The 24,137-nt window shown below is 60.8% G+C and carries 24 protein-coding genes, 1 tRNA gene and 1 pseudogene; 7 read left to right on the top strand and 19 right to left on the bottom strand.

The features are described 5' to 3' along the window. Positions 1 to 93: 93 nt before the first annotated feature. Together mdh and zapE are read right to left on the bottom strand one after the other, a co-directional pair. Positions 94 to 1,059 (bottom strand): malate dehydrogenase, encoded by a 966-nt coding sequence (gene mdh, locus SIN04_RS14670; RefSeq protein WP_134490347.1) that lies wholly within the window; start codon positions 1,057 to 1,059, stop codon positions 94 to 96. A 423-nt stretch (positions 1,060 to 1,482) separates the two neighbouring features. Beyond that, entirely contained in the window at positions 1,483 to 2,658 is a 1,176-nt protein-coding gene (gene zapE / locus SIN04_RS14665) for a cell division protein ZapE (protein ID WP_174514202.1), read from the bottom strand. Between the two features lie 443 nt (positions 2,659 to 3,101). Here zapE and SIN04_RS14660 point away from each other — a divergent pair, with 443 nt between their 5' ends. Further along, the gene (locus SIN04_RS14660) at positions 3,102 to 3,983 is read left to right on the top strand and encodes a trypsin-like serine protease (RefSeq protein ID WP_134490343.1); all 882 of its coding nucleotides are present in this window, start codon (positions 3,102 to 3,104) and stop codon (positions 3,981 to 3,983) included. Positions 3,984 to 4,068: 85 nt separating this feature from the next. Here the strand turns inward: SIN04_RS14660 and SIN04_RS14655 are convergent, their stop codons facing one another. The 3 genes from SIN04_RS14655 to SIN04_RS14645 are packed head-to-tail and all read right to left on the bottom strand — an operon-like array spanning position 4,069 to position 6,228. After that, positions 4,069 to 4,863 carry a hypothetical protein gene (locus SIN04_RS14655; protein ID WP_134490342.1) on the bottom strand — a complete coding sequence of 265 codons (795 nt, stop codon included), beginning with the start codon at positions 4,861 to 4,863 and terminating at the stop codon, positions 4,069 to 4,071. A gap of 12 nt (positions 4,864 to 4,875) precedes the next feature. Then, entirely contained in the window at positions 4,876 to 5,163 is a 288-nt protein-coding gene (locus SIN04_RS14650; protein WP_341264013.1) for a hypothetical protein, read from the bottom strand. Between the two features lie 42 nt (positions 5,164 to 5,205). Continuing rightward, positions 5,206 to 6,228 carry a hypothetical protein gene (locus SIN04_RS14645; RefSeq protein ID WP_197731988.1) on the bottom strand — a complete coding sequence of 341 codons (1,023 nt, stop codon included), beginning with the start codon at positions 6,226 to 6,228 and terminating at the stop codon, positions 5,206 to 5,208. 275 nt (positions 6,229 to 6,503) lie between these two features. Between SIN04_RS14645 and SIN04_RS14640 the strand changes: the two genes are divergently transcribed. Further along, positions 6,504 to 7,262, top strand: coding sequence for a TSUP family transporter (locus tag SIN04_RS14640; RefSeq protein ID WP_134490340.1), 759 nt, complete (start codon positions 6,504 to 6,506; stop codon positions 7,260 to 7,262). Positions 7,263 to 7,277: 15 nt separating this feature from the next. On the opposite strand, the gene SIN04_RS14635 is transcribed toward SIN04_RS14640, so the two are convergent. The 4 genes from SIN04_RS14635 to SIN04_RS14620 form a co-directional block, all read right to left on the bottom strand. Further along, complete coding sequence (locus tag SIN04_RS14635; protein WP_134490338.1) at positions 7,278 to 8,261, bottom strand: beta-ketoacyl-ACP synthase III; 984 nt, start codon at positions 8,259 to 8,261, stop codon at positions 7,278 to 7,280. A 301-nt stretch (positions 8,262 to 8,562) separates the two neighbouring features. Further along, a complete protein-coding gene (locus SIN04_RS14630; RefSeq protein ID WP_134490336.1) occupies positions 8,563 to 8,838 on the bottom strand; it encodes a hypothetical protein in 276 nt (91 codons plus the stop codon). A gap of 68 nt (positions 8,839 to 8,906) precedes the next feature. After that, a complete protein-coding gene (locus tag SIN04_RS14625; protein ID WP_341264012.1) occupies positions 8,907 to 9,728 on the bottom strand; it encodes a hypothetical protein in 822 nt (273 codons plus the stop codon). Between the two features lie 212 nt (positions 9,729 to 9,940). Continuing rightward, positions 9,941 to 10,441, bottom strand: a complete 501-nt coding sequence (locus SIN04_RS14620) for an SH3 domain-containing protein (RefSeq protein WP_134492556.1) — start codon at positions 10,439 to 10,441, stop codon at positions 9,941 to 9,943. 324 nt (positions 10,442 to 10,765) lie between these two features. On the opposite strand from SIN04_RS14620, the gene SIN04_RS14615 reads away from it, so the two are divergent. Continuing rightward, positions 10,766 to 11,761: a 2-hydroxyacid dehydrogenase gene (locus SIN04_RS14615; RefSeq protein ID WP_134490330.1), complete on the top strand. Its 996-nt coding sequence runs from the start codon at positions 10,766 to 10,768 to the stop codon at positions 11,759 to 11,761. Between the two features lie 14 nt (positions 11,762 to 11,775). Here the strand turns inward: SIN04_RS14615 and SIN04_RS14610 are convergent, their stop codons facing one another. Beyond that, the gene (locus SIN04_RS14610) at positions 11,776 to 12,423 is read right to left on the bottom strand and encodes a cation transporter (RefSeq protein ID WP_134490328.1); all 648 of its coding nucleotides are present in this window, start codon (positions 12,421 to 12,423) and stop codon (positions 11,776 to 11,778) included. A 65-nt stretch (positions 12,424 to 12,488) separates the two neighbouring features. Here SIN04_RS14610 and SIN04_RS14605 point away from each other — a divergent pair, with 65 nt between their 5' ends. Then, on the top strand, positions 12,489 to 12,890 hold the full coding sequence (locus SIN04_RS14605; RefSeq protein WP_134490326.1) for a MerR family transcriptional regulator: 402 nt from the start codon (positions 12,489 to 12,491) through the stop codon (positions 12,888 to 12,890). 50 nt (positions 12,891 to 12,940) lie between these two features. Here the strand turns inward: SIN04_RS14605 and grpE are convergent, their stop codons facing one another. The 4 genes from grpE to SIN04_RS14585 all read right to left on the bottom strand — a co-directional run bounded on the left by grpE (position 12,941) and on the right by SIN04_RS14585 (position 18,987). Beyond that, positions 12,941 to 13,516, bottom strand: a complete 576-nt coding sequence (gene grpE / locus SIN04_RS14600) for a nucleotide exchange factor GrpE (RefSeq protein WP_134490324.1) — start codon at positions 13,514 to 13,516, stop codon at positions 12,941 to 12,943. Positions 13,517 to 13,654: 138 nt separating this feature from the next. Continuing rightward, positions 13,655 to 16,456 carry a [protein-PII] uridylyltransferase gene (locus SIN04_RS14595; RefSeq protein WP_341264011.1) on the bottom strand — a complete coding sequence of 934 codons (2,802 nt, stop codon included), beginning with the start codon at positions 16,454 to 16,456 and terminating at the stop codon, positions 13,655 to 13,657. A 17-nt stretch (positions 16,457 to 16,473) separates the two neighbouring features. Next, on the bottom strand, positions 16,474 to 17,520 hold the full coding sequence (gshB, locus tag SIN04_RS14590) for a glutathione synthase (protein WP_134490320.1): 1,047 nt from the start codon (positions 17,518 to 17,520) through the stop codon (positions 16,474 to 16,476). A 120-nt stretch (positions 17,521 to 17,640) separates the two neighbouring features. Further along, positions 17,641 to 18,987, bottom strand: a complete 1,347-nt coding sequence (locus SIN04_RS14585) for a TAXI family TRAP transporter solute-binding subunit (protein ID WP_244605824.1) — start codon at positions 18,985 to 18,987, stop codon at positions 17,641 to 17,643. A gap of 333 nt (positions 18,988 to 19,320) precedes the next feature. Here SIN04_RS14585 and SIN04_RS14580 point away from each other — a divergent pair, with 333 nt between their 5' ends. The 3 genes from SIN04_RS14580 (at position 19,321) to SIN04_RS14570 (ending at position 21,169) form a co-directional block, all read left to right on the top strand. Continuing rightward, the gene (locus SIN04_RS14580; RefSeq protein ID WP_134490318.1) at positions 19,321 to 19,683 is read left to right on the top strand and encodes an HdeA/HdeB family chaperone; all 363 of its coding nucleotides are present in this window, start codon (positions 19,321 to 19,323) and stop codon (positions 19,681 to 19,683) included. 291 nt (positions 19,684 to 19,974) lie between these two features. Further along, positions 19,975 to 20,952: a SphA family protein gene (locus tag SIN04_RS14575; protein ID WP_134490316.1), complete on the top strand. Its 978-nt coding sequence runs from the start codon at positions 19,975 to 19,977 to the stop codon at positions 20,950 to 20,952. 140 nt (positions 20,953 to 21,092) lie between these two features. Next, a tRNA-Arg gene (locus tag SIN04_RS14570) sits at positions 21,093 to 21,169 on the top strand. Between the two features lie 60 nt (positions 21,170 to 21,229). Here SIN04_RS14570 and SIN04_RS14565 read toward each other — a convergent pair. From SIN04_RS14565 to SIN04_RS14545, 5 genes and pseudogenes are all read right to left on the bottom strand, one after another. Continuing rightward, positions 21,230 to 21,445 (bottom strand): annotated as a pseudogene (locus SIN04_RS14565) (helix-turn-helix domain-containing protein); the annotation flags it as partial. Positions 21,446 to 21,504: 59 nt separating this feature from the next. After that, a complete protein-coding gene (locus SIN04_RS14560) occupies positions 21,505 to 21,708 on the bottom strand; it encodes a hypothetical protein (RefSeq protein ID WP_341264010.1) in 204 nt (67 codons plus the stop codon). 275 nt (positions 21,709 to 21,983) lie between these two features. Further along, positions 21,984 to 23,300 carry an MFS transporter gene (locus tag SIN04_RS14555; protein WP_244605823.1) on the bottom strand — a complete coding sequence of 439 codons (1,317 nt, stop codon included), beginning with the start codon at positions 23,298 to 23,300 and terminating at the stop codon, positions 21,984 to 21,986. Positions 23,301 to 23,302: 2 nt separating this feature from the next. Next, positions 23,303 to 23,749 carry a helix-turn-helix domain-containing protein gene (locus SIN04_RS14550; protein ID WP_134490314.1) on the bottom strand — a complete coding sequence of 149 codons (447 nt, stop codon included), beginning with the start codon at positions 23,747 to 23,749 and terminating at the stop codon, positions 23,303 to 23,305. Further along, complete coding sequence (locus tag SIN04_RS14545) at positions 23,749 to 24,105, bottom strand: hypothetical protein (protein WP_341264009.1); 357 nt, start codon at positions 24,103 to 24,105, stop codon at positions 23,749 to 23,751. Before SIN04_RS14545 ends, SIN04_RS14550 begins: the two co-directional genes overlap by 1 nt. Between the last annotated feature and the right edge of the window lie 32 nt (positions 24,106 to 24,137).

Raw genomic sequence — 24,137 nt, 5'->3', positions numbered from 1 at the left:
GAAGCCTTTTTGGCGCAACTTATGCTCTGGCGCCCGCGAAGGAAATAGTTCGATCGCCAAGGTTCGGCCGCCAGGGCGGCCGAACCGGCAGCGTTATCCGGCGAGAGCGGGATTGATCGCTTTGCAGGCTTCGACGAGGCCTTTGACCGAGGCGACCGACTTGGCGAACATCGCCTTTTCCGTCTCGTCGAGTTCGACTTCGACGATTTTCTCGACGCCATTGGCGCCGATCACGACCGGCACGCCAACATAGAGATTGTCGACGCCATATTCGCCATTGAGCTGAGCGGCGCAGGGGAGCACGCGGCGCTTGTCTTTCAAATAGGACTCAGCCATGGCAATCGCCGAGGCGGCGGGGGCATAGAAGGCGGAGCCGGTTTTCAGCAGATTGACGATTTCGCCGCCGCCCTTACGGGTCCGGTCGACGATGGCGTCGAGCCTTTCCTGCGTCGTCCAGCCGATCTTGACGAGATCGGTCAGCGGAATGCCGGCGACGGTCGAGTAGCGCAGCGAAGGGACCATGTCGTCGCCATGGCCGCCGAGCACGAAGGCGGTGACGTCCTCGACTGAAACCTTGAATTCTTCCGAGAGAAAATAGCGGAACCGCGCGGAGTCGAGAACGCCGGCCATGCCGACGATCTTGGCGGGGGAGAGGCCGGAGGCTTTCTGCAGCGCCCACACCATTGCGTCGAGCGGATTGGTGATGCAGATCACGAAAGCGTCCGGGGCATATTGTTTGATGCCGTCGCCGACCGCGTCCATGACCTTGAGATTGATGCCGAGAAGATCGTCGCGGCTCATGCCGGGCTTGCGCGGCACGCCGGCGGTGACGATGATGACGTCGGCGCCGGCGATGTCCGCATAGGAATTGGCGCCCTTCAGGGAAGCGTTGAAGCCCTCGACCGGACCGGATTCGGCAAGATCAAGCGCCTTGCCCTGCGGCGTGCCTTCCGCGATGTCGAAGAGAACGACGTCGCCCAGCTCCTTCAGGGCCGCGAGATGAGCCAGTGTGCCGCCGATCTGTCCGGCTCCGATCAATGCGATCTTGCTACGCGCCATTTTTATAAGTCTCCCTCGGTCGCCGAAGGGCGAAGGGTTAAGGTTCTCATGGGAAGGAAGGGCTCTGGGTCCACGGCCTCGGCGCCGCCAGGGGGCGGAGAGGCTGAACGCGGCGAGCCAACGAAATCAAGGTTTTGCTCTCTTGATAAATGGTTATCGCAGATGCTTGCGATGACCCTTGGCCGATGACGCCTGGCGCTCATTCCGCACAATCGCGGCTTAGCGGCTCAGGTCCGGGGCGCACCATAACGGAATTCAAATCGCGCCGCCAGCGCAGACACAGCCAAGTTTGATGGAGTTTTGTGCAAATGGAGCGCCAAAACGAAGAATACAGGCGTCAGCTTTGCCTATAATTTAGAAGGTCGCATGAAACTGGCGGGGAGAGCCGCTGCGTTGCTTTTTTCGCCGGCGTCGCGGCCGGCGTCAGGTTTCGACGAGGCCGCTTGCGTCGCCGGTGCCGAGCGAGGCGATCGAACCGTGCGGCAGCGCCATATAGGCTTCCGAACGCATCTCGATCAGGCGCGAGACCGTGCGGTCGAACTCGAAGGCCTCGCGCCCGTCTGCGCCGACATAAAGGCCCGCGGGCTCGGCGGCGGCGGAGGCGATCAGCTTCACATGCTCGTCGTAGAGCGTGTCGATCAAGGTGATGAATCGCTTGACGGCGTCGCGCCGGCCCGGGGCGATGACCGGAATCTCGTCGATGATGACGGTGTGAAAATAGCGCGCGATGTAGAGATAATCGGAGGGACCCAGCGGCGCCTCGCAAAGATCGGCGAAGGAAAACCGGCCAACATGCGCATGCGCCTCCGGCACGGCGAGCGAGCGGCCGAGCACGCGCAGCACCATCGGCTTGCCGCGTTCGACCCCTGTCAGCGCCTCGAAGGCGCCGGTGAGCGCGGCCGCCGATTTTTCGTCCGGCGGCACATAAAAGGTTTGCCGGCCCTGCAATTTCTCACGCCGGAAATCGGTGCGGGCCGTCAGCTCGATGACTTCCATCCTCGCCTTGATGAGCGAGATGAAAGGCACGAAGAGCGCGCGATTGAGGCCGTCTTTGTAGAGATTGTCGGGCTCGACGTTGGAGGTCGCGACGATGACGACGCCGCGCTCGGACAGGGCCGTGAACAGCCTGCCGAGAATCATCGCATCCGTGATGTCGGTGACGTGGAATTCATCAAAGCAGAGAAGCAGGGCCTGCTCGGCGATGGCGTCGGCGACGGTGGCGATCGGATCGTCGCCCTTGGCCTTCTTGTGCTTCTCCGCCTGGCGCCACGCGTAGATCGCCGCATGCACATCCGCCATGAACGCATGGAAATGACTTCGGCGCTTGCGCGGCTGCGGCGCTTCCTCGAAGAAAAGGTCCATCAGCATCGTCTTGCCGCGTCCGACCGATCCCCAGATGTAGAGCCCCGGCAGGAAGGGCTCGGGGCGGCGGGCGCCGAACAGGCGCGACAGGCCGCTCGGCTTTGGCGCGGGTTGATAATCGGCGAGTGCGGCGCGCAGCTTGTCGAGCTTGCGGAGCACGACTTCTTGCGCTTCGTCGCTCTCGATCAGACCTTGGCCGACCCTGTCGTTATAGCGTTCGAGAAGGGAGGTCGACACTTCTGTTCCTATGCGAGACGCGTTTTCTTCATACGCGGACGAATCCGGGATTCAAGACCAGACGAGACTGATTCACGCTCGCTTGTGTAACATGGCGGACACTTCGCCGCGCCAAATGGGCGGCGCGACCCTATCATCGCCATAGCCTCGGCGTCATCGCCGCGCAAGCCCCGCAGGCTAATGTGTCGCAGGCGGGGCCCATCGCATCGCGTTTATCTGAATGATTTAATGAGTGTTTGTACCCCGCGCCGGCGCCGGCGAAAAGCGCCTTCGCATGGTTCAAGGAATGTTAACCGGATATGCGGCTAATGAATCAAATGCCATTCTGCCTTTTTCTGTTCGCAATCGGAAAATACAAACTTCCGCATAGCAGCTTTGTGATCGTGCGGCGCCGGCGTCGTCGGGCTTTGATATTCGGCCTTTGACATAAGGGAGCAAAAGGAATGATTCCTAAGGGCAGCAAGTATGTCGCCGCCGTCTGTGTCTTCCTTTTTGGCGCTTCCTTTGGCGCTTCCGCCGCTCCCTTTCTCCAGCACGCCATCGAAGGCGATGCGACCTTGACCGCCGACGCCCGCATCGAAAAAGTTGTCGTCTTCGGCCGCAACAGCCGACGCACCGTCGAAGAGTTTGCAAGCGAGCAAAAACTCAATCCCGTCGAGCTTCATCACAAGTTCGCAGCCTCCGGCCTGATCGAATGCGGCGCAGCGCATGGCGCCGGCCAATTGACCTTGACCGACGATCTCGTAACGACGGCGGCGCATGTCTTCTTTGACGAGGACGGCGCGCCACGCGCCAAAACTTGCACCTTCGTCAATCAAGTCGACGGAAAAGACGTCAGAACACCGATCGATCTTTCATCCATCATCGCTGGCAGCAGGAACCCTTACGCGGTGGCCGCCGTGCATGATTGGGCCGTTGCGCGCCTGACGCGGCCGGTCAATGGGGCGACGCCTTACGGACTCGCAGGCGCCGAAAGCCCCAACACGCCCGTTGAATTCGTCGCGCGGGGCCATATTGACTGGGGCGAGGGCCGCGAACTCTCCATGGAAAAATGCGCGTTGCATGATCAATTGTCGGTCGGCGAGGAAGGCACGCGCGAGTTCTCCTTCGATTGCGAGACGGGGGACGGCGCCTCGGGCGGCGCGGTCATCGTGGGCGACAAAGGCGATCCGCTGGTCGGCGCCGTGCTCGTCGGCTGGCGCAGCAACAAGCCGTTCCATTCGGCGCCCTTCTCGCCGACGCATTACAATTTCGCCGTGACGATCGAGGGCGCCTTCAAAAAGGCGGTGATCGCATCGGCCGCGAAAGCCTATGTCGCGCGATAGGGTTTTGTGATCAGCCGTCGCATGTCCCCAATCCGAATCGTCGGACATTTAAGATCGACAACTGCCTTGTCGTTGTTATCCATGTTCATTTTACCCATGCTAAAATTTTGGCTTCCAAAGAGGTGCGAGCAGCAAGTAGCCGCTCAGGTTCGACCTTATTAGAGAGCATGTCGCGCGACTTCCGGCCAAGGAAGAAGGCGATCCGCTCGGAGTTAGCACCGCTTGGATGAGGCAATCCAGAGAGTAAACGACTGGCGCTGAGACCAATCTGTCGCGCGGCAAGTTCGACTGCCGCAGTGACATTGGGTCCAAGCGGTACGAAGATTGCGTTCGGGAGCGCGGCCATCTCAGCAGAAAACCACGCTATGAGATGCTTCTGCAGCAGCGGGGTTGTGATGATGGACGGTGCGCCTGAGTAATTCATCCCGTCCACAAATACAGGATATCGAAGCGCCGAGGTGAAATGCACAAGGTTGGCGTCGCTATTCCAGAGCGTGCTAGTCGATAGAATCCCCAACCTGTGGTTGACGCCGATGCTATCCAACATCGCGACCAAATTTGCTCGCATCGGGCCGGAAAAGCTGGCAAAAATCTTGGCGTCGCGCATCGCTTGCTCTTCGCTGCTCCCTCTCAACAGGCTACGTCGAGCCTCAAAGAGAGCGTTGTGCATCTGCTGACGGCCCGGGGTGAGCCCTACGATAGCGATCTTGGCTTCAAGGTTGACGTGATCGAATGGCGCATAGGCCACCTCGATGTTCTTTCCACGGAAGATGTTGTCTTCGATAAGAAGCCGCTGAGGCCGCCCGATCTCTATAGCCAAATCTGCGTCGGTCATGTCGCGAAGCACGGGAACGAATTGACGAAATAGGTTGGTGTCCATGGGTTTTCACTCTCAGTAAAACAGAGGGGATGGCGCATACGCCATGGTGATTATCCGGCCACCAGCGGCGACAACATAAGCGTTGCGTTTGAGATAAGGAGTAACCGCTTTGGTGATGGAACGGCCTGCAAATCGACGAAGCTCTCGCATACCGTCCTTGGTGAGAGCGTATTTTCGCGCGCCATCACCGGCATCGTGAGAGTGTCCAAACTCGATAATCATTTCGGCGACCATTGGCGGAATCTCGCGCGCAGTTGATCGCTCACGCGCATGGCGCGTGACTCTATAGGGAAGTTCCATTTTTACTCCGGAATGAAAGCAGCGAAAACGATTGCTTCTGCTTCAGCCGTGAGCGGCATGCAGAATCTTGTGGTTTGGATCAGCGGCAAGGATATCGAGATCGGATGAGTCGATGCGCTGCCAGCGCACCCCTCCAACAATTCCCCAATTACCCTGCGTGTTCGGCCGCCGCCAATATGGCGTACTCATGCGCTGGAGATTGGCGAGAGCCTCATCAAAGTCGGCAATTTGGATCTCTGATCCCTTCTCGCCAATTGTGTAGCCGGCACCGCGCCGAAGCCCCGGATGGAAAGCCGAGCCGTCTCGCGCGACAGGGATGAAAACCGCCTGCTCCAGCGGGAGACCATTCTTGGCGGCATACCTCGGGAGGCGCTGCTCGCGCCAAATCGAGTTCCAGAACTCCGAACGTCCATCCAGCCATGCCAAGGCCTCCTGCGCGGGGATACGCCCCTCTTCGCTCGAAAAACTACGCTTCGGGCCAGACATCATGTTCCTGATGCGGCCTTCCGAAACGCCGCCAAATTCGGCGAGCGCAGCAGGCTCAACCGGCCGGCCGTTGTCGAGGGCCCACCGGTTGCTTGCGAGGCGCACCAGGCGGGTCAGGTCACTTTCGCCAGCACGCTTGGAACCGATTTGCCATTGATCGATCGGCGTCGCGGCGAGAAAGCCCTCAGCCTCCTTGATCAATTGCTCAATTCGCTCGGAAAGTGCGGCCACGTCATCGCTCCCGTCGAGGATAATGCCGTAGACCGCGTAGGCGGCGAGGTCATGCAACTGTGCTCCCATCGGCCACTCTGAATAACCGTTCGCCGCCGAGGCAGCGAGCGCGACTCGCCACTCGCTCGGATGCTTGATCACCTTACCGGACGAGGAAACAACGCCTTCGACGATTCGGGCCATGCCAGCGTCGGCGTTCTCCTTGCCAACGATGCGAGAGATATAGTCTCCAGCAGCAGTCACGAGGTCAACCAGCGCGGCTCCGGCGTCGATCTCGTTGCCATATTGTTCGTGAAAAATCTCGGCGCGGTCTGCGGCGCAGAACTGCGATTTGGTTTGATGTTCCATTGAGAGGGACACTCCAGTAAATCGTATAATAACGTTATAGTCCTACTTCCCTCAATGTCAAGGCATTTGATGTGGGAAGATGACAATCTTCATGCGCGCTCGTGCTGAGGCGTGGCACTAACCTTCGCAGCCGCGTCGAGCCCATAGTCGACGCGCCAATTGTGCGATTGGCGTGGCGGATGCCCAGGACTCAAAATTTCATCAACTCAGCCGCCACTGCCGCGCTCGCGATAGTCTAAGAAAACAAATCGATTTGATGTTGGTAGAACCTAAACATGGCCCCCCTCTCACCGCCGACTTTCGTGACGCTGGTCGGCGCGGCTTTCACGGCCGGCTTCGTCGATGCGATCGCTGGCGGCGGCGGCCTCATCACAGTGCCTGCTTTGACCCTCGCAGGGCTGGATCCGGTCAGCGCCATCGCGACCAATAAATTGCAGGGAACCTTCGGGGCGGCCTCCGCCATGCGCACCTACGCAAGGGCTGGCCATGTCGAATGGCGCGACGTGCGGCTGCTTGCTCTCCTCGCGGCGCTCGGCGCGATCGCCGGAGCGATGCTCGTCTCGCACCTTCCGACGAACTGGCTCGCAGCCATCTTGCCCGCGGCGCTCGTCGTGATCGCCGTCTATTTCGCCCTCTCTCCGCAAATCAGCAACATCGCGACGCGTCCGCGCATGGGCGCCAAGCTGTTCACGCTGACCGTCGCGCCTTTGATCGGCTGCTACGACGGCCTGTTTGGCCCCGGCGCGGGCTCGTTCTATATGCTGGGTTTCGTCGCGCTGCTCGGCTATGGACTCATCAAGGCGACGGCGCAAACCAAGGTCGCGAATTTCGCCTCGAACCTTGCGGCATTGGCGACCCTGATGCTGACGGGACACGTCTATTGGACGCTTGGCTTTGCGATGGGCGCGGCGCAGTTTTTCGGCGCGCGTCTTGGCGCGCACGCTGCGATCAAAAACGGCGCGAAGCTGATCCGGCCGATGCTGGTGACGATCTGTCTTCTGCTCGCCGCGCGCCTTGCCTGGAATCAAATGTAGGGTCGGAGCGCGGCGTCACCACCGCATCAGCGCGCTGCCCCAGGCCATGCCGGCCCCGATCGCCATCATCGCGATCAGATCGCCCTTTTTGAGACGGCCGGCGCGATTGGCCTCGTCCAGGGAAATCGGCAGCGACGCGCTCGAGGTGTTGCCATAGCGTTCGAGATTGAGCCAGCATTTTTCGAGCGGAATGCCGAGCCGCTCAAGCACTGACTCGACGATGCGCGCATTGGCCTGATGCGAAACGATATGGTCGATGTCGGCGACGTCGAGCCCATTGGCGTCAAGCGCTTCCAAAATCGCCTGAGGCAGGACCCGCACGGCGAATTTATATATTTCGCGTCCATTCATATGCACTTTGTGCATTTTGCCGGCGAGCACTTCTTCCGATTGCGGATGCCGGCTGCCGCCGCCCGGAATGTTCAGAATGTCCGCGGCGGTTCCGTCCGAGTGCAAATGCGCCGACAAGAGACCGCTGTGGGAGTCCGCGCTCGGACCGACCACCATCGCGCCGGCGGCGTCGCCGAACAATACGCAGGTGTTGCGATCCGTCCAGTCGACGACCCGGCTCAGGAGTTCGGCGCCGATGACGAGAATGCGCTTGGCTCTGCCGCTTGCGATGAACTGGTCGGCGACGCTGAGCGCGAAAAGAGACCCGGCGCAGGCGGCGGAAAGGTCGAAAGCGAAGGCCCGCGTGGCGCCAAGTTTGGCCTGCACGAGGACAGCGCAGGACGGCAAAGGCATGTCGGCCGAAATGGTCGCGACAATGATCATATCGAGATCTTCGGCGCGACAGCCCGCCATCGCCAGCGCATGACGCGCGGCGACGACCGCCATATCCGACGTATCTTCCCCTTCCGCGGCGATCCGGCGCTCCTTGATGCCGGTGCGTGAAGTTATCCATTCATCGGTCGTCGCGACCATCTCTTCGAGGTCGCGGTTCCTCAGAATGCGCTTTGGAGCATAGGCGCCTGTCCCGAGAATCTGGGAATACGTCAACCTTTCTCCTTCCACCACACAGTTGGGCTTGAGGAAAAAGGGATAAGCCCAAACGGGGGGCTTGCCCAGCCGTCACATTCCAATCTGGCGGAAGAAGAGCCGCCCGGCCATCAAATCTGATTCATAAATTGAAACATAGACCGCGCGACCCGCGCGGGCGCGCCGGCTCGGAAATGGCCGGAGCCGGCGCATTGGAGCCGGTTGACGATGCACGCGATGGCGCCGAAAGACTAAATCCGTTTCTTATCAATAAATTAGAGCCTGAGCCCGAAAACCGGTTCCCAATTTTCGGGCCCATGCTCTAGCGCCGCCGCCGCGCGGCGAGCGCCCTGGCCTCGGCTTCGGCGGCGTCGAGCTGATAATTCTTCTGCAGAAAGTCGATAACGCCCCTCGCGGCGCGAAGCGAATTATTGTCGACGCGCGGACGCACAGCCGCCAGCGTCCAATTGGCGGCGCCTTCGGCATTTTCACGCGCCTGCACCAGCACCTCATTCACCATTTCAAAGCCTTCGCACTGCTTGAGCGTCTGCAAGCAGACCGATTGCAATTCTGCAAAGGAGCAGGTCTCGCGGCTCATGTAATTCTCCAACCGTCTGTCTCAAATAGCGTTTTGTTCGCCCGTCCGACGCGGGCGGGTTGTCAGGCTCAGTCTCTTTTGTGCAGCAGATAGCCGATGAGATAGCCGACGGCCCCGGCGAGGAGCAGGGCCTCAAGAGGCTGCCGGCCGACGCGTTTGGCGAGATCCCTGCCGCCGCTCTTTAAGACCTCCTCGGCGCGCCCGACCCCCTCATCGAAAGTTTCGGAGGCGGCCGCGCCTATTCCCCCCGCGGTTTCGCGGGCCCGGTCCAAAGCGTCGCTCGCCGCCGCCCAGGAGGCGTTCACGCCGTCGCTTATCCTGTCGTTTATTTTCTCTGCGATTTTGCGGGCATTGCCTTGAGCGGCTTCAACGCCCTCTTTTGTCGACTTTTGTACATTACGCGCAGTCGTTCGCAAGTCATCAGAAGCCGTATCCAAGTCATACGAAGCCATGAGGCGATCCCTTTTTGTGAAGATACGAATGGAAAGCGCGTCGTCTGAAAAGCAACGCTTATGAAAACTATCGTTTCCCCAACGATGCACATGAAACGTGCGAATCAGAAATCTGTTCCATTGCTGAAATCTTTCAGGCGCTTGGTGCGCGGCGCGGCGGTTGGTGGGCCGCACATTGTGTCTGTCGGTTGCTTGACCGCTTGAGAACGCAAAAGATAGGGTGATTCCCGCGCCGTTTTGGCGCGATTTTAGGCGGAAGGTTTCAAGATGCGCTTCTTGTTTGGAATTATCGTCGGCGTGTTGCTGACGATCGGCGCCGCCTATGTGTTCGATTCGACTCACAAAGGGGAAGGACCGGACGGAGCCGCCGAACGGACGATGGTCAATTGGGATGTCGTGCAGAACGAGCTGAAGAGCTTGTCGACGAACATCCACCAAGGGTGGGATCATTTAACCGGCCATAAGGACGGTTAGCGCCTTTTTCCGGTTCGCAGCCGTTGCAAATCGCTTCATCGGCAGAGCGCGGAATGCGTCTTGACGGGCTCGCATTCAGCCCATAACTACTTGTTTTAACACAGCATTGTGTTTTAGAGGTCGCTCAGCTGTTGTCGATTGCGCTTTCGCGCCGGGGCGGCGGACCGTCGCCAGCGTCACTCGATCTTTTCGTTAGGATAGACGCCCCAGAGATTCGACTGCTGGATATATCCCTTGAAGCCGTCGCCCCACACCCGGCACCAGGCGCCATCGCAGCTGCGCACATTTGCAATGACGTTCGGCTGCAAAATCGCGGCTGTGGCCGATTGCGTGCTGGGTTTGTCATAAAGCGTTGAGTCGACGCCTTTTTTCCACGGCGTGACGAGAGCGGTGCGGCGTCCCGACAGCAGCGAATGGAGCACCCAGCCCTCCGTGCCTTCGGAATCGCGGACCTTGCGCCAGATTTCAAATTCGGCCGTGATCTCAACGGGAAGCCCGGCGCGCAAAAAGACCCAGATTGTCCGATGATCTTTCGAGGGACCTTCGTGGAGGTTCACGCGATCCGATTTCAGACTGACATAGCGCGGCACGGGCAGGCCGCTGGCTGAACCGGTCTGATCGGAGAGGGCGGGGCTCGCGGCGAGGCTCCAGCCGAGCGCGGCCGCGGACAGGGCCATGAGGCCGGTCAAAAAGCGTTTCGCCCTCACTGCGCCCAATCTTCCATTCTGTCCTGGTCCCTTGCAAACGCGCGAGCCGCTGCGGCGCGAACAGCTTCCCGCAAGACTGGCGAGCGTTCTTGTCTTTGACATGTCATCTGCTACGAAGACCCTGGCTTTGAGGCAAGCAGCCAAATGAAGCTTGTTTTTGTGCCGGTCGCGGTTAAAGCCGGGTGAAGAGGGGATGCTTTTCACCGCCCGCCCCCGCTGAACGGCGGGCCGGCGGCTGGCGGTTTCCCCAGTTTGTGTCGAAAAGCGCATGGTTTCGGGAGGACAGGAAAGAGGATGGCCCGAAAAAAACCGCTCGTCATCGTCACGCGTAAATTGCCGGACGTCGTGGAAACGCGCATGTGCGAGCTTTTTGACGCAAGACTCAATCTTGACGACAAGCCGATGTCGCGCAGCGAACTCGCCGCGGCCCTGGCGACCGCCGACGTGCTCGTCCCGACCGTCACAGACCGCATCGACGTCGAACTCATCGGGCTTGCCGGCGAGCAAATGAAATTGATCGCCAATTTCGGCAATGGCGTCGACAATATCGACGTCGCCGCCGCCGCCGACAGGGGCATCACGATCACCAACACGCCTGGCGTCCTGACCGAGGACACCGCCGACATGACGATGGCATTGATTCTTGCCGTCGCGCGCCGGATCGTCGAAGGCGCGAAGCTGATCCCTTCCGGCGAATGGATCGGATGGTCGCCGACCTGGATGCTGGGGCGCAGGATCACCGGCAAAAGGCTCGGCATCGTGGGCATGGGCCGCATCGGCCAGGCGCTCGCGCGCCGCGCCAAAGCTTTCGGCCTGCAGATCCATTACCACAACCGCCGCCATGTCGCCTCCGCGATCGAGGAGGCGCTCGAGGCGACCTATTGGGAATCGCTCGATCAGATGCTCGCGCGCATGGACATCGTCTCGGTCAATTGCCCGCACACGCCGGCGACCTATCATCTGCTTTCGGCGCGGCGGCTGAAATATCTCCACCCGCACGCCATCGTGGTCAATACGGCGCGCGGCGAGATCATCGACGAGGCGGCCCTGACCAAGATGCTGGAGACGGGCGAACTCGGCGGCGCCGGGCTCGACGTGTTCGAACATGAGCCGGCGGTGTCGAAAAAGCTGATCCGGCTCGCGGAAGCGGGGAAGGTGACCTTACTGCCGCATATGGGGTCGGCGACGACGGAGGGGCGCATCGACATGGGCGAAAAGGTCATCGTCAATGTCAAGATGTTCATGGACGGCCATCGCCCGCCCGACCGCGTGCTGCCCTCCATGCTGTAAGGGGGTCTGGGGCGTTATTCAGCCCTGGCCACTGCGGGCATGCTGTCGGTGCGCTGATCCCGCGCCGCGTGGCGCATAATTTCGGCCCCACCGCTGAGGCCAAGCAGGGCCATGATCGAGGCCACGATAATGTCGGGCGAGCCCGCTCCTGTTCCAAACACGCCTGCCGCCGCGAGGAGGACCGCAGCGTTGCCGATCACATCGTTTCGTGAGCAGATCCAGACCGAGCGCATGTTCGAGTCGCCGGTCCTGAAGCGATAGAGCAGCAGGGCGACGAATCCATTGGCGGCGATCGCCATAAGTCCAATGGCGCCCATGACTTCCGCCTCGGGAACTGCATGGAACAGAGCGTGCCAAACCGTGATCGCGATCACCCAGAGGCTGAACGCCATAAGCGTCGCCCCCTTGGCGAAGGCGGCGCGCGCCCGCCAAGTGAGGGCAAGGCCGGACACCATCAGGCTGATCGCGTAATTTGCTGAATCGCCCATAAAGTCGAGCGCGTCGGCCTGTAACGAAGCTGAATCAGCGACGACGCCGGCGGCAATCTCGATCGAGAACATGGCGAGGTTGATCGCGAGCGCGATCCAGAGCGCTCGACGCCACTGCGGAGCGCCAGTCGTTTTGGCCGGAGCGCAATGCTCATTGTGGCAGCAGCCAGTCATATCGGTCTCGCCTTTGTTAGGTGAGCGCCTTATATGCACCCTGTAGTCACTACAGGGTCAACAGCATGGACGAACGACTGACAATCGGAACCTTGGCGCGACAGACGGGCGTGAAGGTTGAGACCATCCGCTACTATGAACGAATTGGGCTGCTACCGCCGCCAGCCAGAACGGTCGACGGCAATTACCGAAGCTACTCTGCCGCTGAGTTGAATCGCCTCAGCTTCGTCCGCCGCGCCAGGGATCTGGGATTCACCCTTGATCAGATACGCGCCTTGCTCGATCTAGCCGGCCAACACGATCACGATTGCGCCGACGTAGACGCCATCGCGCGGGAGCATCTGGATAAGGTGGAGCGAAAGATCGCCGACCTGACAGCGCTTCGCCATCAGCTGCGTGAGCTGATCGGAAGCTGCAGCCGCGGCGTTGTCGCAGATTGCCGGATCATCGACGCACTATCGCCGTGAATACCATTCAAGGGAACGCCCGGTCACCGAAAACGGGGCTGCGTCCGGCTTCAGCCCTTCGGGCCGCCGCGCGAGACGCCGACCTTGGCCGGACGCAGCACGCGCTCGCCAATGACATAGCCCGGCTCGATCACCTGAACGACCGTGCCGGTCGGCACGCTCTCGTCCGGCTGCTCGAACAGCGCCTCATGCAGATTGGGGTCGAATTTCTGCCCCTGCGGATCGAGTTTTTTCACGCCATAACGCTCGAGCCTTGACGCGAAATCGCGGTCAGTCAGCTCAAGCCCTTCGATCAGGCTTTTGACGGCGGGCTCCGCCTTCGCCCGCACGTCCGCCGGCACATTGGCGATGGCGCGATGCAGATTGTCGGCGAAGGTCAGCATGTCCCGCGCAAAGGACGTAACGCCATAGGTTTTGGCGTCGGCGACTTCCTTCTCGGTGCGCCGGCGCAAATTCTCCATATCGGCGAGCGTGCGCAGAAGCTTGTCTTTCAACCCGGCATTTTCGAGCTGAAGATTTTCGAGCACGACAAAGGGATCCGGCTCGCCCGCTGGCTTTTGCGCAGATTCAGTCACCGCCGCATTGACGTCGTCCGGATCGTTTTGCGTGTTCTCTATATCGTTCATGGGTCAATCTGCTGAAGGTAAAGACAGGCTGGATATCAGTTTTCCAGCGGCAAAAATCAAGCTTTTCGAAAAAGCCAAAAAATCATTGGCTCGAGGAACCCCCCGCCCGACTGCCGAGCTTGAGCTTAAGATGCGCGGTCAGCGTTTGCCGGCTTTGGGCGCAAGCTCCTCCTTCTGCGGCTCGAAAACCTTCAGGATCGAGCGGCGAATCGAGTCCTGCTGCCCGGCGCTCGCGATCTTCTCGCCATTGAGGTCGGTCACATAGAACACGTCGGCGGCTCTTTCGCCAAATGTCGCGATATGGGCGGAGCTGATGTTGAGATCGAGCCCGGACAGAGCCGTGGTCAGATCGAACAGAAGGCCCGGCCGGTCGAGGCCGGAAACTTCGACGACGGTCAGCCGGGCCGACAGCGTATTGTCGATCGTGACCTCTGGATGAACCCTGAACGTCTTCTGGCGGGCGCCTGGCTGGCCGCCGCCGCGCGCCGCCACCATCTCCTTGAGCTCGATATCGCCGGCCAGCGCCTTTTCGACCGCGTAAGCGATGCGGCTCGCGCGCCGCAGTTCGTCTTCATCGTAGTCGAAGGCGCGCGACACCACGATCGTGTCGAGCGCCATGCCGTCGGTGGTCGTGAACACCTGCGCGTCGACGATATTCGCCGAAGAGGCGGCGCAGGCCCCGGCGATGACGGACAGGAGCTTTGGATGATCCGGCGCGATGACGGTGAGTTCGGTCACGCCGCGCGACGGATCGATGACGATATGCGTCACCGGGGCCGGCATCTCGACCTCGGTCATATTCAGCAATTTGGCGTGGAGGATCTGCTGTTCGAGATCGGCCTTGAGCCAATAGGCTTGCGGATGACGCTCCGCGTAGGCGACGAAATCGAGGTCCGTCCAGTTCGGCAGACCGCGGCGCAGCTCGAGCTGGGCCTGAGCGACGCGGCGGCGGCGGTCGATGGTCGAATGGCCGCCGGCGAGCACCATCTCGGTTTCCCAGTACAGCGTGCGCAGCAGCTCGGCCTTCCAATGGTTCCAGACGCCGGGCCCGACTGCGCGAATGTCGCACACCGTCAGGATGAACAGCATTTTAAGCCGCTCCAGCGTCTGCACCTTTTGCGCGAAAGTGGCGACCGTCTGGCGGTCGCCGAGATCACGCCGCTGCGCCGTATCCGACATGACGAGATGGTTCTCGATAAGCCAGGCGACGGTTTCGGTCTCCGCGTCGCTAAGGCCGAGGCGCGGACACACGACGCGCGCGACTTTTGCGCCAGCGGTCGAATGATCTTCAAGTCGGCCCTTGGCGACGTCATGCAGGAAAAGCGCGACGACCAGCGCGGTGCGATTGCTGATCGACAGCAAGATCTCGCTCGCGAGCGGATGTTCGCCGGAAAATCGCTGCTGCTCCAGATCCGCGAGATTGCCGACCGCGCGCAGAAGATGCTCGTCGACCGTATAGTGATGATACATGTTGAACTGCATCAGCGCGACGATCTTGCCGAACTCCGGCACGAAACGGCCGAGGACGCCGGCTTCATTCATCAGCCGCAGCACGATCTCGGGCGTATTGCGGGACGTCAGCACATCGAGAAACAGCCTGTTGGCTTCGGGGTCGGCGCGCAACTTCGCGTCGATGCGCTTCAACGACCTGGTGACGAGCCGCGTGGCGTCGGGGTGGATCGCAAGCCCGTTGCGGTCGGCGACCCAGAAAAGCTTGACGAGATTGACGGGATTAGCGTCGAACGCATCCTCCGCAGCAACCGTCACACGGCCGCTTTCAATGGCGAAATCGCCGGCGGTAATGGCGGTCGGCGTCGGCAGGAAGGGGCCGAAGCGGTCCAGCATGGCGTGCGGCTTTGCCTGCTTTTCCTCGAGCGCGGCGCAGACGATGGCGGTGAGATCGCCGACTTCCTTGGCGACCAGAAAATAATGCTTCATGAAGCGTTCGACGCTGGCGAGGCCGCCGCGCGTCGAATAGCCGAGCTGCGCCGCGATCTCGCGCTGATGGTCGAAAGTCAGCCTCTCCTCGGCGCGGCCGGTCAGGAAATGGAGATGGCAGCGCACGCGCCAGAGGAATTCCTCGCATCGGACAAAGAGCCTGTATTCGGCGCGCGAAAACAGGCCGGCGCCGACTAGCTCGGCGGGCTCGCGCACTTCGTAGACGTATTTGCCAATCCAGAACAAGGTGTTGAGGTCGCGAAGTCCGCCTTTGCCGTCCTTGACCTGCGGCTCGACGAGATAACGCGAGCGGCCGGCCTTGGCGATGCGGGCGTCGCGCTCGGCGAGCTTGGCGGCGACGAATTCGGCCGCCGTCCCATGCACGATTTCGCGCTCGAAACGCGTGCGCATGGCTTCGAAACGCGCGGCGTCGCCGAGCAGGAAACGCGCTTCGAGGAGGGCTGTGCGCACCGTGAAATCGCCACGCGCCTCGCTGAGGCATTCCTCGATGGTGCGGGTGGAATGACCGACCTTCTGGCCGAGGTCCCACAAAATATAGAGGATCGACTGAATAATGTTCTGCGTGCGCGCGGAAGCTCCTTCCGGCAGCAGAAAAAGGAGATCGATGTCGGACCCCGGCGCGAGGGTCGCGCGGCCGTAGCCGCCGACCGCGGCGATGGCGCAAGGGGGCTCCGTCTCCCCGCCCCTCGCCGGATGCACATAGGTCAGCACATAATGATAGATGGATTCGATCAATTCGTCTTCGATAAAGGCGAGTTGCGCCGCGCAGACGAGCCCGCTGCCCTTGGCTTCGAGCGCCCGCCGCGCGTGCTGCCGGCCATGGTCGAGGGCCTCGCGTAAAATCGCCAGAACCTGCGGCCGCATCGCCTCGCCCGCCGCCTCGTCGGCATGCGCGGCCTTGATTTTGGCGCGCACTTTGGAGCGATCGAACAGCATCGCGGCGTTCGGAGCTGGTCCGCGCCGCGATCGCGTGGGGGACATGGATTCGAGCATAGGCGTCAAAGGTTCCGATTAGGTTCTCTGGAGCGCGCCGCGCTTCGCAGCCGGTCTGGACTCCATCCCGATCGCGCATCCTCAAGAGGCGCGGCGATGTCATTGTTTCTGGCTTGCAGTCTCGCCTCAAACGCGTCCCAGGCGGCGACCGCGAGATCAGGGCCGCCGACGCGCTTGATCGCACGCACGCCTGTCGGAGAGGTGACGTTGATTTCGGTCAGATGTCCGTCGATGACGTCGATGCCGACGAGAACCAGGCCGCGCCGTTTTAGTTCCGGGCCGATCGTCGCGCAAATTTCCTTTTCGCGCGCGGTGAACTCCGTCGCGGCCGCCGCGCCGCCGCGCACCATGTTCGATCGAATGTCGTTTTCGGCCGGCACGCGGTTCACTGCGCCAAGGGCAACGCCGTCGATCAGAATGATGCGCTTGTCGCCGAGGCTGACCCGGGGCAGAAACCGCTGCACGACCCATGGCTCGCGAAAACTCGCCGCGAATAAATCATAAAGCGACCCGAAATTCGGATCCTTGCGCGCGACCTTGAACACCGCCGCGCCGCCATGTCCGTAGAGCGGCTTCATCACGACTTCGCCATGCGTTTCACGGAACGCCTCGATGGCTCTCTTGTCGCGGCTGATCAGCGTCGGCGGCATGAGATCCGGGAACTGCATGACGAACAGTTTTTCCGGCGCGTTTCTGACGCTGGCCGGGTCATTGACGACGAGCACATGCGCGGGCAGCATTTCGAGCAGATGCGTCGAGGTGATATAGGCGAGGTCGAAGGGCGGGTCCTGGCGCAGCAGCACCACATCGGCTTCGGCGAGATCAGCCGGCCTTGCCTCGCCCAATGTGAAGTGGTCGCCGGCGACGTCGCGAACCGTAAGCGGCGCCGCTTCGGCGATGACGCGGCCCTCCGACAGCGAAAGCTTGTCCGGGGTGTAATAGATCAATCTGTGCCCACGCGCCTGCGCTTCGAGGAGGAGGGCGAACGTCGTATCGCCGGCGACGTTGATTTTTTCGATCGGGTCCATCTGGACGGCGACGGTAAGCGGCATGGATTTGCAACCTTCGATCCCGGACAGCGGCGCTGGCGGCTCTGCTTGCTTGCAGGCAGACACGCCTCGATACGCCAAGTCAAGCCCGCCCCCGTCGGCCGGCGCTTGCCTTGTCTTTCCTCAGTTCATCTGCGGCGCTGGCGCGGCCGTGGCGTCGGCGCGGGACGGCTCGTCGGCGGGGGGCCGGCTTTCCTTGAGAACCATAGCGCGCTGCTTGTCGATCGCATAGCGCGCATGGGCGATGGCGACGGCAAAGGCCGAGTTCTCGCCTCCGCCCGCGTTCCTTTTGACGAACCGGCCGACGATGCCGTTGAGCTCCGCCTCCAGCGGTTCGATCTCAGCCAGCTCTCGCGCCCGCAGCGCTCGATCGGCGAGGCCGATCAGACGATCGATCTCTGTCAGCTCCTCATTGGATTTACGTCGCCCGAGGCGGCCGATGAGAATGGCGACGAGAGATCCGATCGCGCTCAGCGCCATGCCCCCGATGTAAAAATAGCTCTGGAACTCGTCAAAAAAGCTCTGCTCGCCATTGTTGAGATAGGCGGCGACGCCAGGATGGATGGGCAGGACCGGATTTTTTTCGTCCGTATCCGGCGCCTCGATCTGAGCGGCGAGCGGGGTCACCTGCATCAGCCTTGCCTTGGCGGTGAACAGAGATTGCGCGATAGCGCCGGCGACAATGTCGAACATGGTGTTCGGCGCGACGAACCGATAGGTGACCGCCAAGGTCGACACGGTGTCGTCGGGGATGGGCGGGCGCCCCTTGAAAGCGCCGGCGGGAACGTCGATCGATTCGAAGGCGGGAAAGCGCGAATGGATGGCGTCGGCCTCATCAATGCCAAGGATTTTCGGCGAGGCCTTCATCGACGCCCTCACGGCGCTGACGACGTCGACGACCTCGCCTGGCCCCATCGGGCCGATGGCGAGCGCCGCCGCGATGCGCTTTTCGGCGAACGCGGCGCCGATGCCGGCGATTGGCAGAAAGATCCGGCGAACGCTCTGAGCAGGAATATCATAATAGCTTAAGATCGTGTCGAGGGCGCGCTCGTTGTAGGACTGCAAAAGCCCCTCGGGTATGCCGATCGTCTTGCCGGCGAGGTCGGGAATCTTCTCAATCGAAGATTTGGCGGGCGTCACCACGGCGAACACGTCGCGGCGTAAAATCGCGATCGTCGCGCCATTGCTCGGGACGCCGGCGTCGCTGCGGATGATGGCGAGATCGGTCCGGTGATCCTCGATCGCCTTGGCGCTTGCCGCGAGATCAGAGACTTCGACGAGTTGAAGCCGCACGCGGGGATGCTGCGCCGTGGTGGTCGCGGCGAAAGCAGCCATGAAGCGGTGCGCCGGACTGCCTGGATTTCCGGTCGTGACGCGCAAGATCGCATGGGGCGCGACGAAATAATAGGCCGCTAAAGCGGCCGCAACGACGATCAGCAATCCTGCGGTCACCAGCAATGCAGGTCGCAATGAACGAATCCCCCCGGTTCTCGGCCCCAAACCAATCCATCATCCGAATAGGCGAGCCATTGCGCCCGATCATGCTTGGAAAGATCGTCATAATCCATGAAAGATTCGATTTTGCGGGCGAAAAGCGCAGTATTTTTGTGACGATCGAATAACAATCAATCAAAATCGCCCGTCGGCAGGCAGTGGTTACTCACAAGTTATTTGATCCAGACCTTGTTTCAGGCTTGCGCTTTGCAGTAGAATCCGAGGGTCCGGCGTTATCCGAGGAGGGGAGCGCCAGGCTTTAAGAACAATTTCCGCAATCAATTTTCATTTTGCCCAAGGAGAATAATAATGAAAAGAACCTGGCTCGCGACAGCGGCCCTCGCCGCGTGCTTCGCGACCGGCGCGAACGCGCAAGTCGCCACGCCCCTGAGTGCTTATGCCGACGCGGAAGGTTGGCTCGACGTGCAGACGCTGACATGCGCGCAGCTGGCGGGCACCTATCAGGAAGACGCGAACTACCTGACGGCATGGTACAGCGGCTGGTACAACGGCCTCGCCAAGAAGCATTACGCCAATATAGCGCGAGCCAGAGAGGCGGAACACGAAACAATCGTCTACTGCAAGACGCATCCCGACGAGACCGTCATCAAGGCGCTCGGGCACATTATTGACGAATTCAGAGAAAAGAGAGGGATCGAGGTCTCGAAGTAAAAGTTCGCGCCGAAGGTAGTCATTCGGCGCACGCGATCCAGTAAACGCCCTAATTGCCGCAAATCGCGCAGTGCGAAGCGAAGGCGCCGGGATTTCTCGGGCGCCTTCGGTCTTAAGCCGCGTTTGCGCCGCGCTTTGCCGGCATAGGGTGGTTAGGCTGTAGCTAATATGTGACGCATTATGTAATTCGTGACGATAATTTTCAACTTTTGTTGAAATTCATTCGACAGTGGAAGGGCTCGCCGTAATATTACCTGTCTAGTTGAGATAATCCAAACATAAGGGCGCCGAATGAGGCGATCATCGCGCATCGCAGCCTTGTTCCTTGCCGCAGGCGGCCTCGCGCCGGCGCCGACGAAGGCGGTGGAATACGGGCTGAGCAATTATCAACTCGGGCTGGTGCTTCCGCTTGCCGGCTATACTCCGCCGCCGGGCGTCTATTTCTGGGATAACTTCTATCTCTATCAGGGGAGCAGCAATCTTTACCAGAATACGAAGATTAAAAGCCCTTCGCGCGTTACTTATAACTTCGCCGCCAATATCTTTGTTTTCGCCTGGTTCACGGAGGCGACGTTGTTCGGCGGCGAGCTCGGTTTCGCCTATACCAGCGCCTATGCCTCGGAAACCACCACCGCGGTCGCGCCATTTACCGACACATTTGGCGTCAATCGACACGTCACCACTCAGCAATCCGTCGACAGTTATACCGACACGGAGTTCAGCGCCATCCTCGGCTGGCAGGGGGGGGACCAGCATTGGAGTTTGACCCTCAGCGGGTTTGTGCCGACTGGCAATTACGATGCCGCGCGGATCGCGCAAACGAGCCTCAACAGGCCAGCGCTCGATATCAAAGGCGCTTATACGTTCCTCAGCCTCCAGACTGGTCTTGAAGCGTCGGCGGCCCTTGGCGTGACGCTGAATGGCGTCAACTCCGCGACGAATTATCAGAGCGGCGCGGAGCTTCATCTCGAATGGGCGCTGGCGCAGCACCTGCCGTCTGGACTTTCCGTCGGAGTCGGGGGCTATTTCTATCAGCAGATCACCAATGACAGCGGCGCCGGCAATCAGCTTGGCTCGTTCAGGGGAAGGGTCGCGGCCATCGGACCGGTTATCACCTATACCCTCAAGGCGGGCGCGCAGCAGGTCAATTTCGACGCGCGCTGGTTCCATGAATTCGCCGCTCAGAACCGGGTTCAGGGGGACGGCATTTTTGCGACGCTTGGATTTCCGCTGCAGTCCAAGCCGTCTCCGGCGCTGGCGTCGCGATAAGGGCGCTTGCGAGGAATTTACCTTGAAGGGCTCCGCAGCTATTGCCAGGCGGGCATTCAGTCGTTAAGTCTGCGTCGTGTTGCGGTCGCGCCGCGCCGCCGAGCTTCAGAGCCCGGTCCGCGCGGCTCCCGCTATGGCAGGCGCCCGTAGCTCAGCTGGATAGAGCACTAGACTACGAATCTAGGGGTCAGGAGTTCGAATCTCTTCGGGCGCGCCATCATTTCAATGACTTATCAATGCAGCCCGGACTAAGCGGCTCTTCGCGCTTGCAGTTGACCTTGCAGTTGACGATGAGGCTTTCGATCGGCGGCGGCAATTGATTGGCGTAGCGCACCGGCCGCCGCGAGCGATCGCTCAGGGCTTCGAGCCCCTGCTCCTTGTAGCGGTCAAAGATTTTGTAGCCGGTCTTGCGTGAAATGCCGAACTCCCGGCAGACATCGCTCATCGCCTCGCCCTCCAGAAGCCGGGCGACAAAGCGCAGGCGCTCGTCCATGACCGAATTCTCCTTCCACGGCGTCAACGCTTTCCCGGCTAGACGAGCGAAAGAAGAGATCAGAATACGGACCACCCCTGGCTCTCCGCGACGGCGCCAAAGATTGCGACCAGGCTGAGCACGAGCAAAATCCAGTGCGCCCGATGCAACCAGGTAAATGCCGCATCTGGCGCCTCTGCAGCCCATTTGTGGAAATGTCGGTGCAGGATGAATGGTTCGATAACGAACAGCATGAGCGTGAACAGCAGCCAAACGCAGACCATCGCGTGCATCCACTAGAATTCGACCGGCCGAAATCGTTCCCACAGGTCTAGATGCGCCGACATGTAGAAACCGGTCAGGCCGACGACCACGGCGGCTATTCTTGCCTGCTACACGAACCGGTGCTCAATGGTTTGGAACGCCTTCAGTCGGTCGGCGCCGAGATCGCCACGGCGGACCGCTGGTAATACCACGGTGGTCGCCATCATCACTCCGCCAATCCAGATAACAACGGCCAGAACGTGCAGGGCGCGTGCGATAATCACATCGTCTATAGCTATTCTCCCGCACCGTGGAGCTGCGGACCTGATGGGGCGCTCATCGTCTTCGCCGCGGAGAGAGCCTCCGCGTTGGCGCCGCCGATGACGCGCGTGCGGCGAACCTCCGTGAAATAAGACAAGATGAGCGACACCCAGACGATGCCGTAGAGCAGCATGAAGCAGCTCGAGTAGATCCCGATCAGGTCGAGGATGATGCCGAAGAGGATAGGTAACAGGAACCCACCTAGACCACCCGCCAGGCCGACAATTCCTGACACGACGCCCATATTGGTTGGAAAGTCGTCGCTGACGTATTTGAATGTGGACGCCATTCCGCAGGCGAAGGAGACGCCGAGGACGAAGAGGAGGGCCGCGAAGCCCCAGGCGGGCAGGCCGAGGTGGAAGGATGCCGGGCCGTGAATGGTCTGAACCACAAAGTCGGTTTGCGGATAGGACAACAGGAACAGGCAAATCCAGGCCGCCCATAGAACCCACCAAGTTACATTGTGCGCGCCAAACTTATCCGACAGGTATCCGCCGAGTGCGCGCAAGACGCCAGCCGGCAGCGCAAAACATGCCGCCATGAGTGCCGCCTGCGTGATCGGAAAATGAAATTCGTTGACGAAATACTGCGGCAGCCAGATCGAAACAGCGGTAAACCCGCCGAAAACGATCGAATAATATTGGCAATATTTCCAGACCCGCGGATCGCGAAGAACCGCGAGCTGCTGGCGAATCGGCACAGAGGTGTTGGACTTTCCAGGATCTGGCGCGGCGAGGAACCAGAACAGCACTGCGGTCACCAGCAAGCATACGGCGTAGACTTTCGGCACACTCTGCCAGCCAAAGTTTGACACCAAGGATGGCGCCACAAACATGTTGATGGCGGCTCCGGTCACGCCGGCGCCGAAGAAGCCCATCGCAAATCCTTTTTTCTCCTTGGGAAAGAACCTGGCGACATAGGGCGTCCCGACCGCGAAGGACGCACCGACCAGTCCCAATGCCAATCCCGCCAGGAGGAATTGCCAGAGCGCGACCGCATAGGACGATAGCCATAGCGGGACGGCGCAGCCGACGAGCAGGATGAACATGACGATGCGGCCGCCGAACCGATCCGTCCAGATCCCCAGCGGCAGTCGAAACAGAGCGCCGGTCAAGACCGGTGTGGCCGTCAACAGGCCGAATTCCGACGCGTTGAGGCCAAGTTCCTTGCGGATTGGGATGCCGGTGACCCCAAACATCATCCAGGCGGCAAAGCAGACCGCAAAGGCCAAGGTCGTTACGAGCAGCACTCTCATCGCTACGGAAGGCGGGATATCGGCTGTCGTGTCCATGGTCAGGATTTCCTGTCGTGAAGGGGGCTGATCAGTTCCAGGCCGTCGATGAGGGGATCGACAGGAAACCGCGTGCGGGCAGCCGTGGAATCCGCGATGTGCATGATCTCGCCACGGACGACGATTCCGAACTTCGCCATACCGGAAAGGGCTCGCGAGAAGGTCTCGCGTGTCATACCGAGCTGTGAGGCGATCAGCCGCTTTTTGATCGGCAGCCGGATGGTGATGTCGGCGCTCGACTCTCCCGGCAGCGACACAAGATAGCAGCTGACCCGCTCCTCCGCGGAGCGCAGCTTCAGGTTTTTTGCGTGACGCACGTGCCGCCGGAACTGAGCCGAGAGACAGCCGAGGGTGGCGCGGCAGAGTGCGTGATCGGATCTGATGGCATCCCGGAATGCCTCGGCGCGAACGAGAACAAGTTGAGCTTCCTCGTAAATGCGGGCGCGCATCAGATAGGTTGTCCACTTATCACGGCGGCCGGGATGACCAGATCGACGGGCCGCAACAATTCGACGAGGGTCTCAATCTGATCCCGCACGCCCAATAGCTCGACACTGCCGGAGAGGAGGATCTGGGCGAAGGTCGGTGTCTCTGCCTGGTCGAACAGCATGCTGCCTGCCGGCACGCGATGCAGCACGGCTTGACCCGCCAGCGCGTCTAGCGTTTTGACGGGAACCCCCCGCAACCAGGGCGCCTGTCGGAGCGCCTCTCGGGCCGATGACCATGGCCCCGGTTCGTGGGTGCTCGTCACCGTCGCCGCCAGGTCGTGCGGACCAGGCAGAGCGGGCTGCACGCCATTTTCCATGTTGTTCTACTCCATTCCAGCGCATGAGGTCT

Origin of the sequence: Methylocella tundrae, assembly GCF_038024855.1 — a bacterium.
Classification (GTDB): domain Bacteria; phylum Pseudomonadota; class Alphaproteobacteria; order Rhizobiales; family Beijerinckiaceae; genus Methylocapsa; species Methylocapsa tundrae.
The sequence above is the reverse complement of the archived record's forward strand: the minus strand, read 5'-3'. Positions and strand labels throughout refer to the sequence as shown.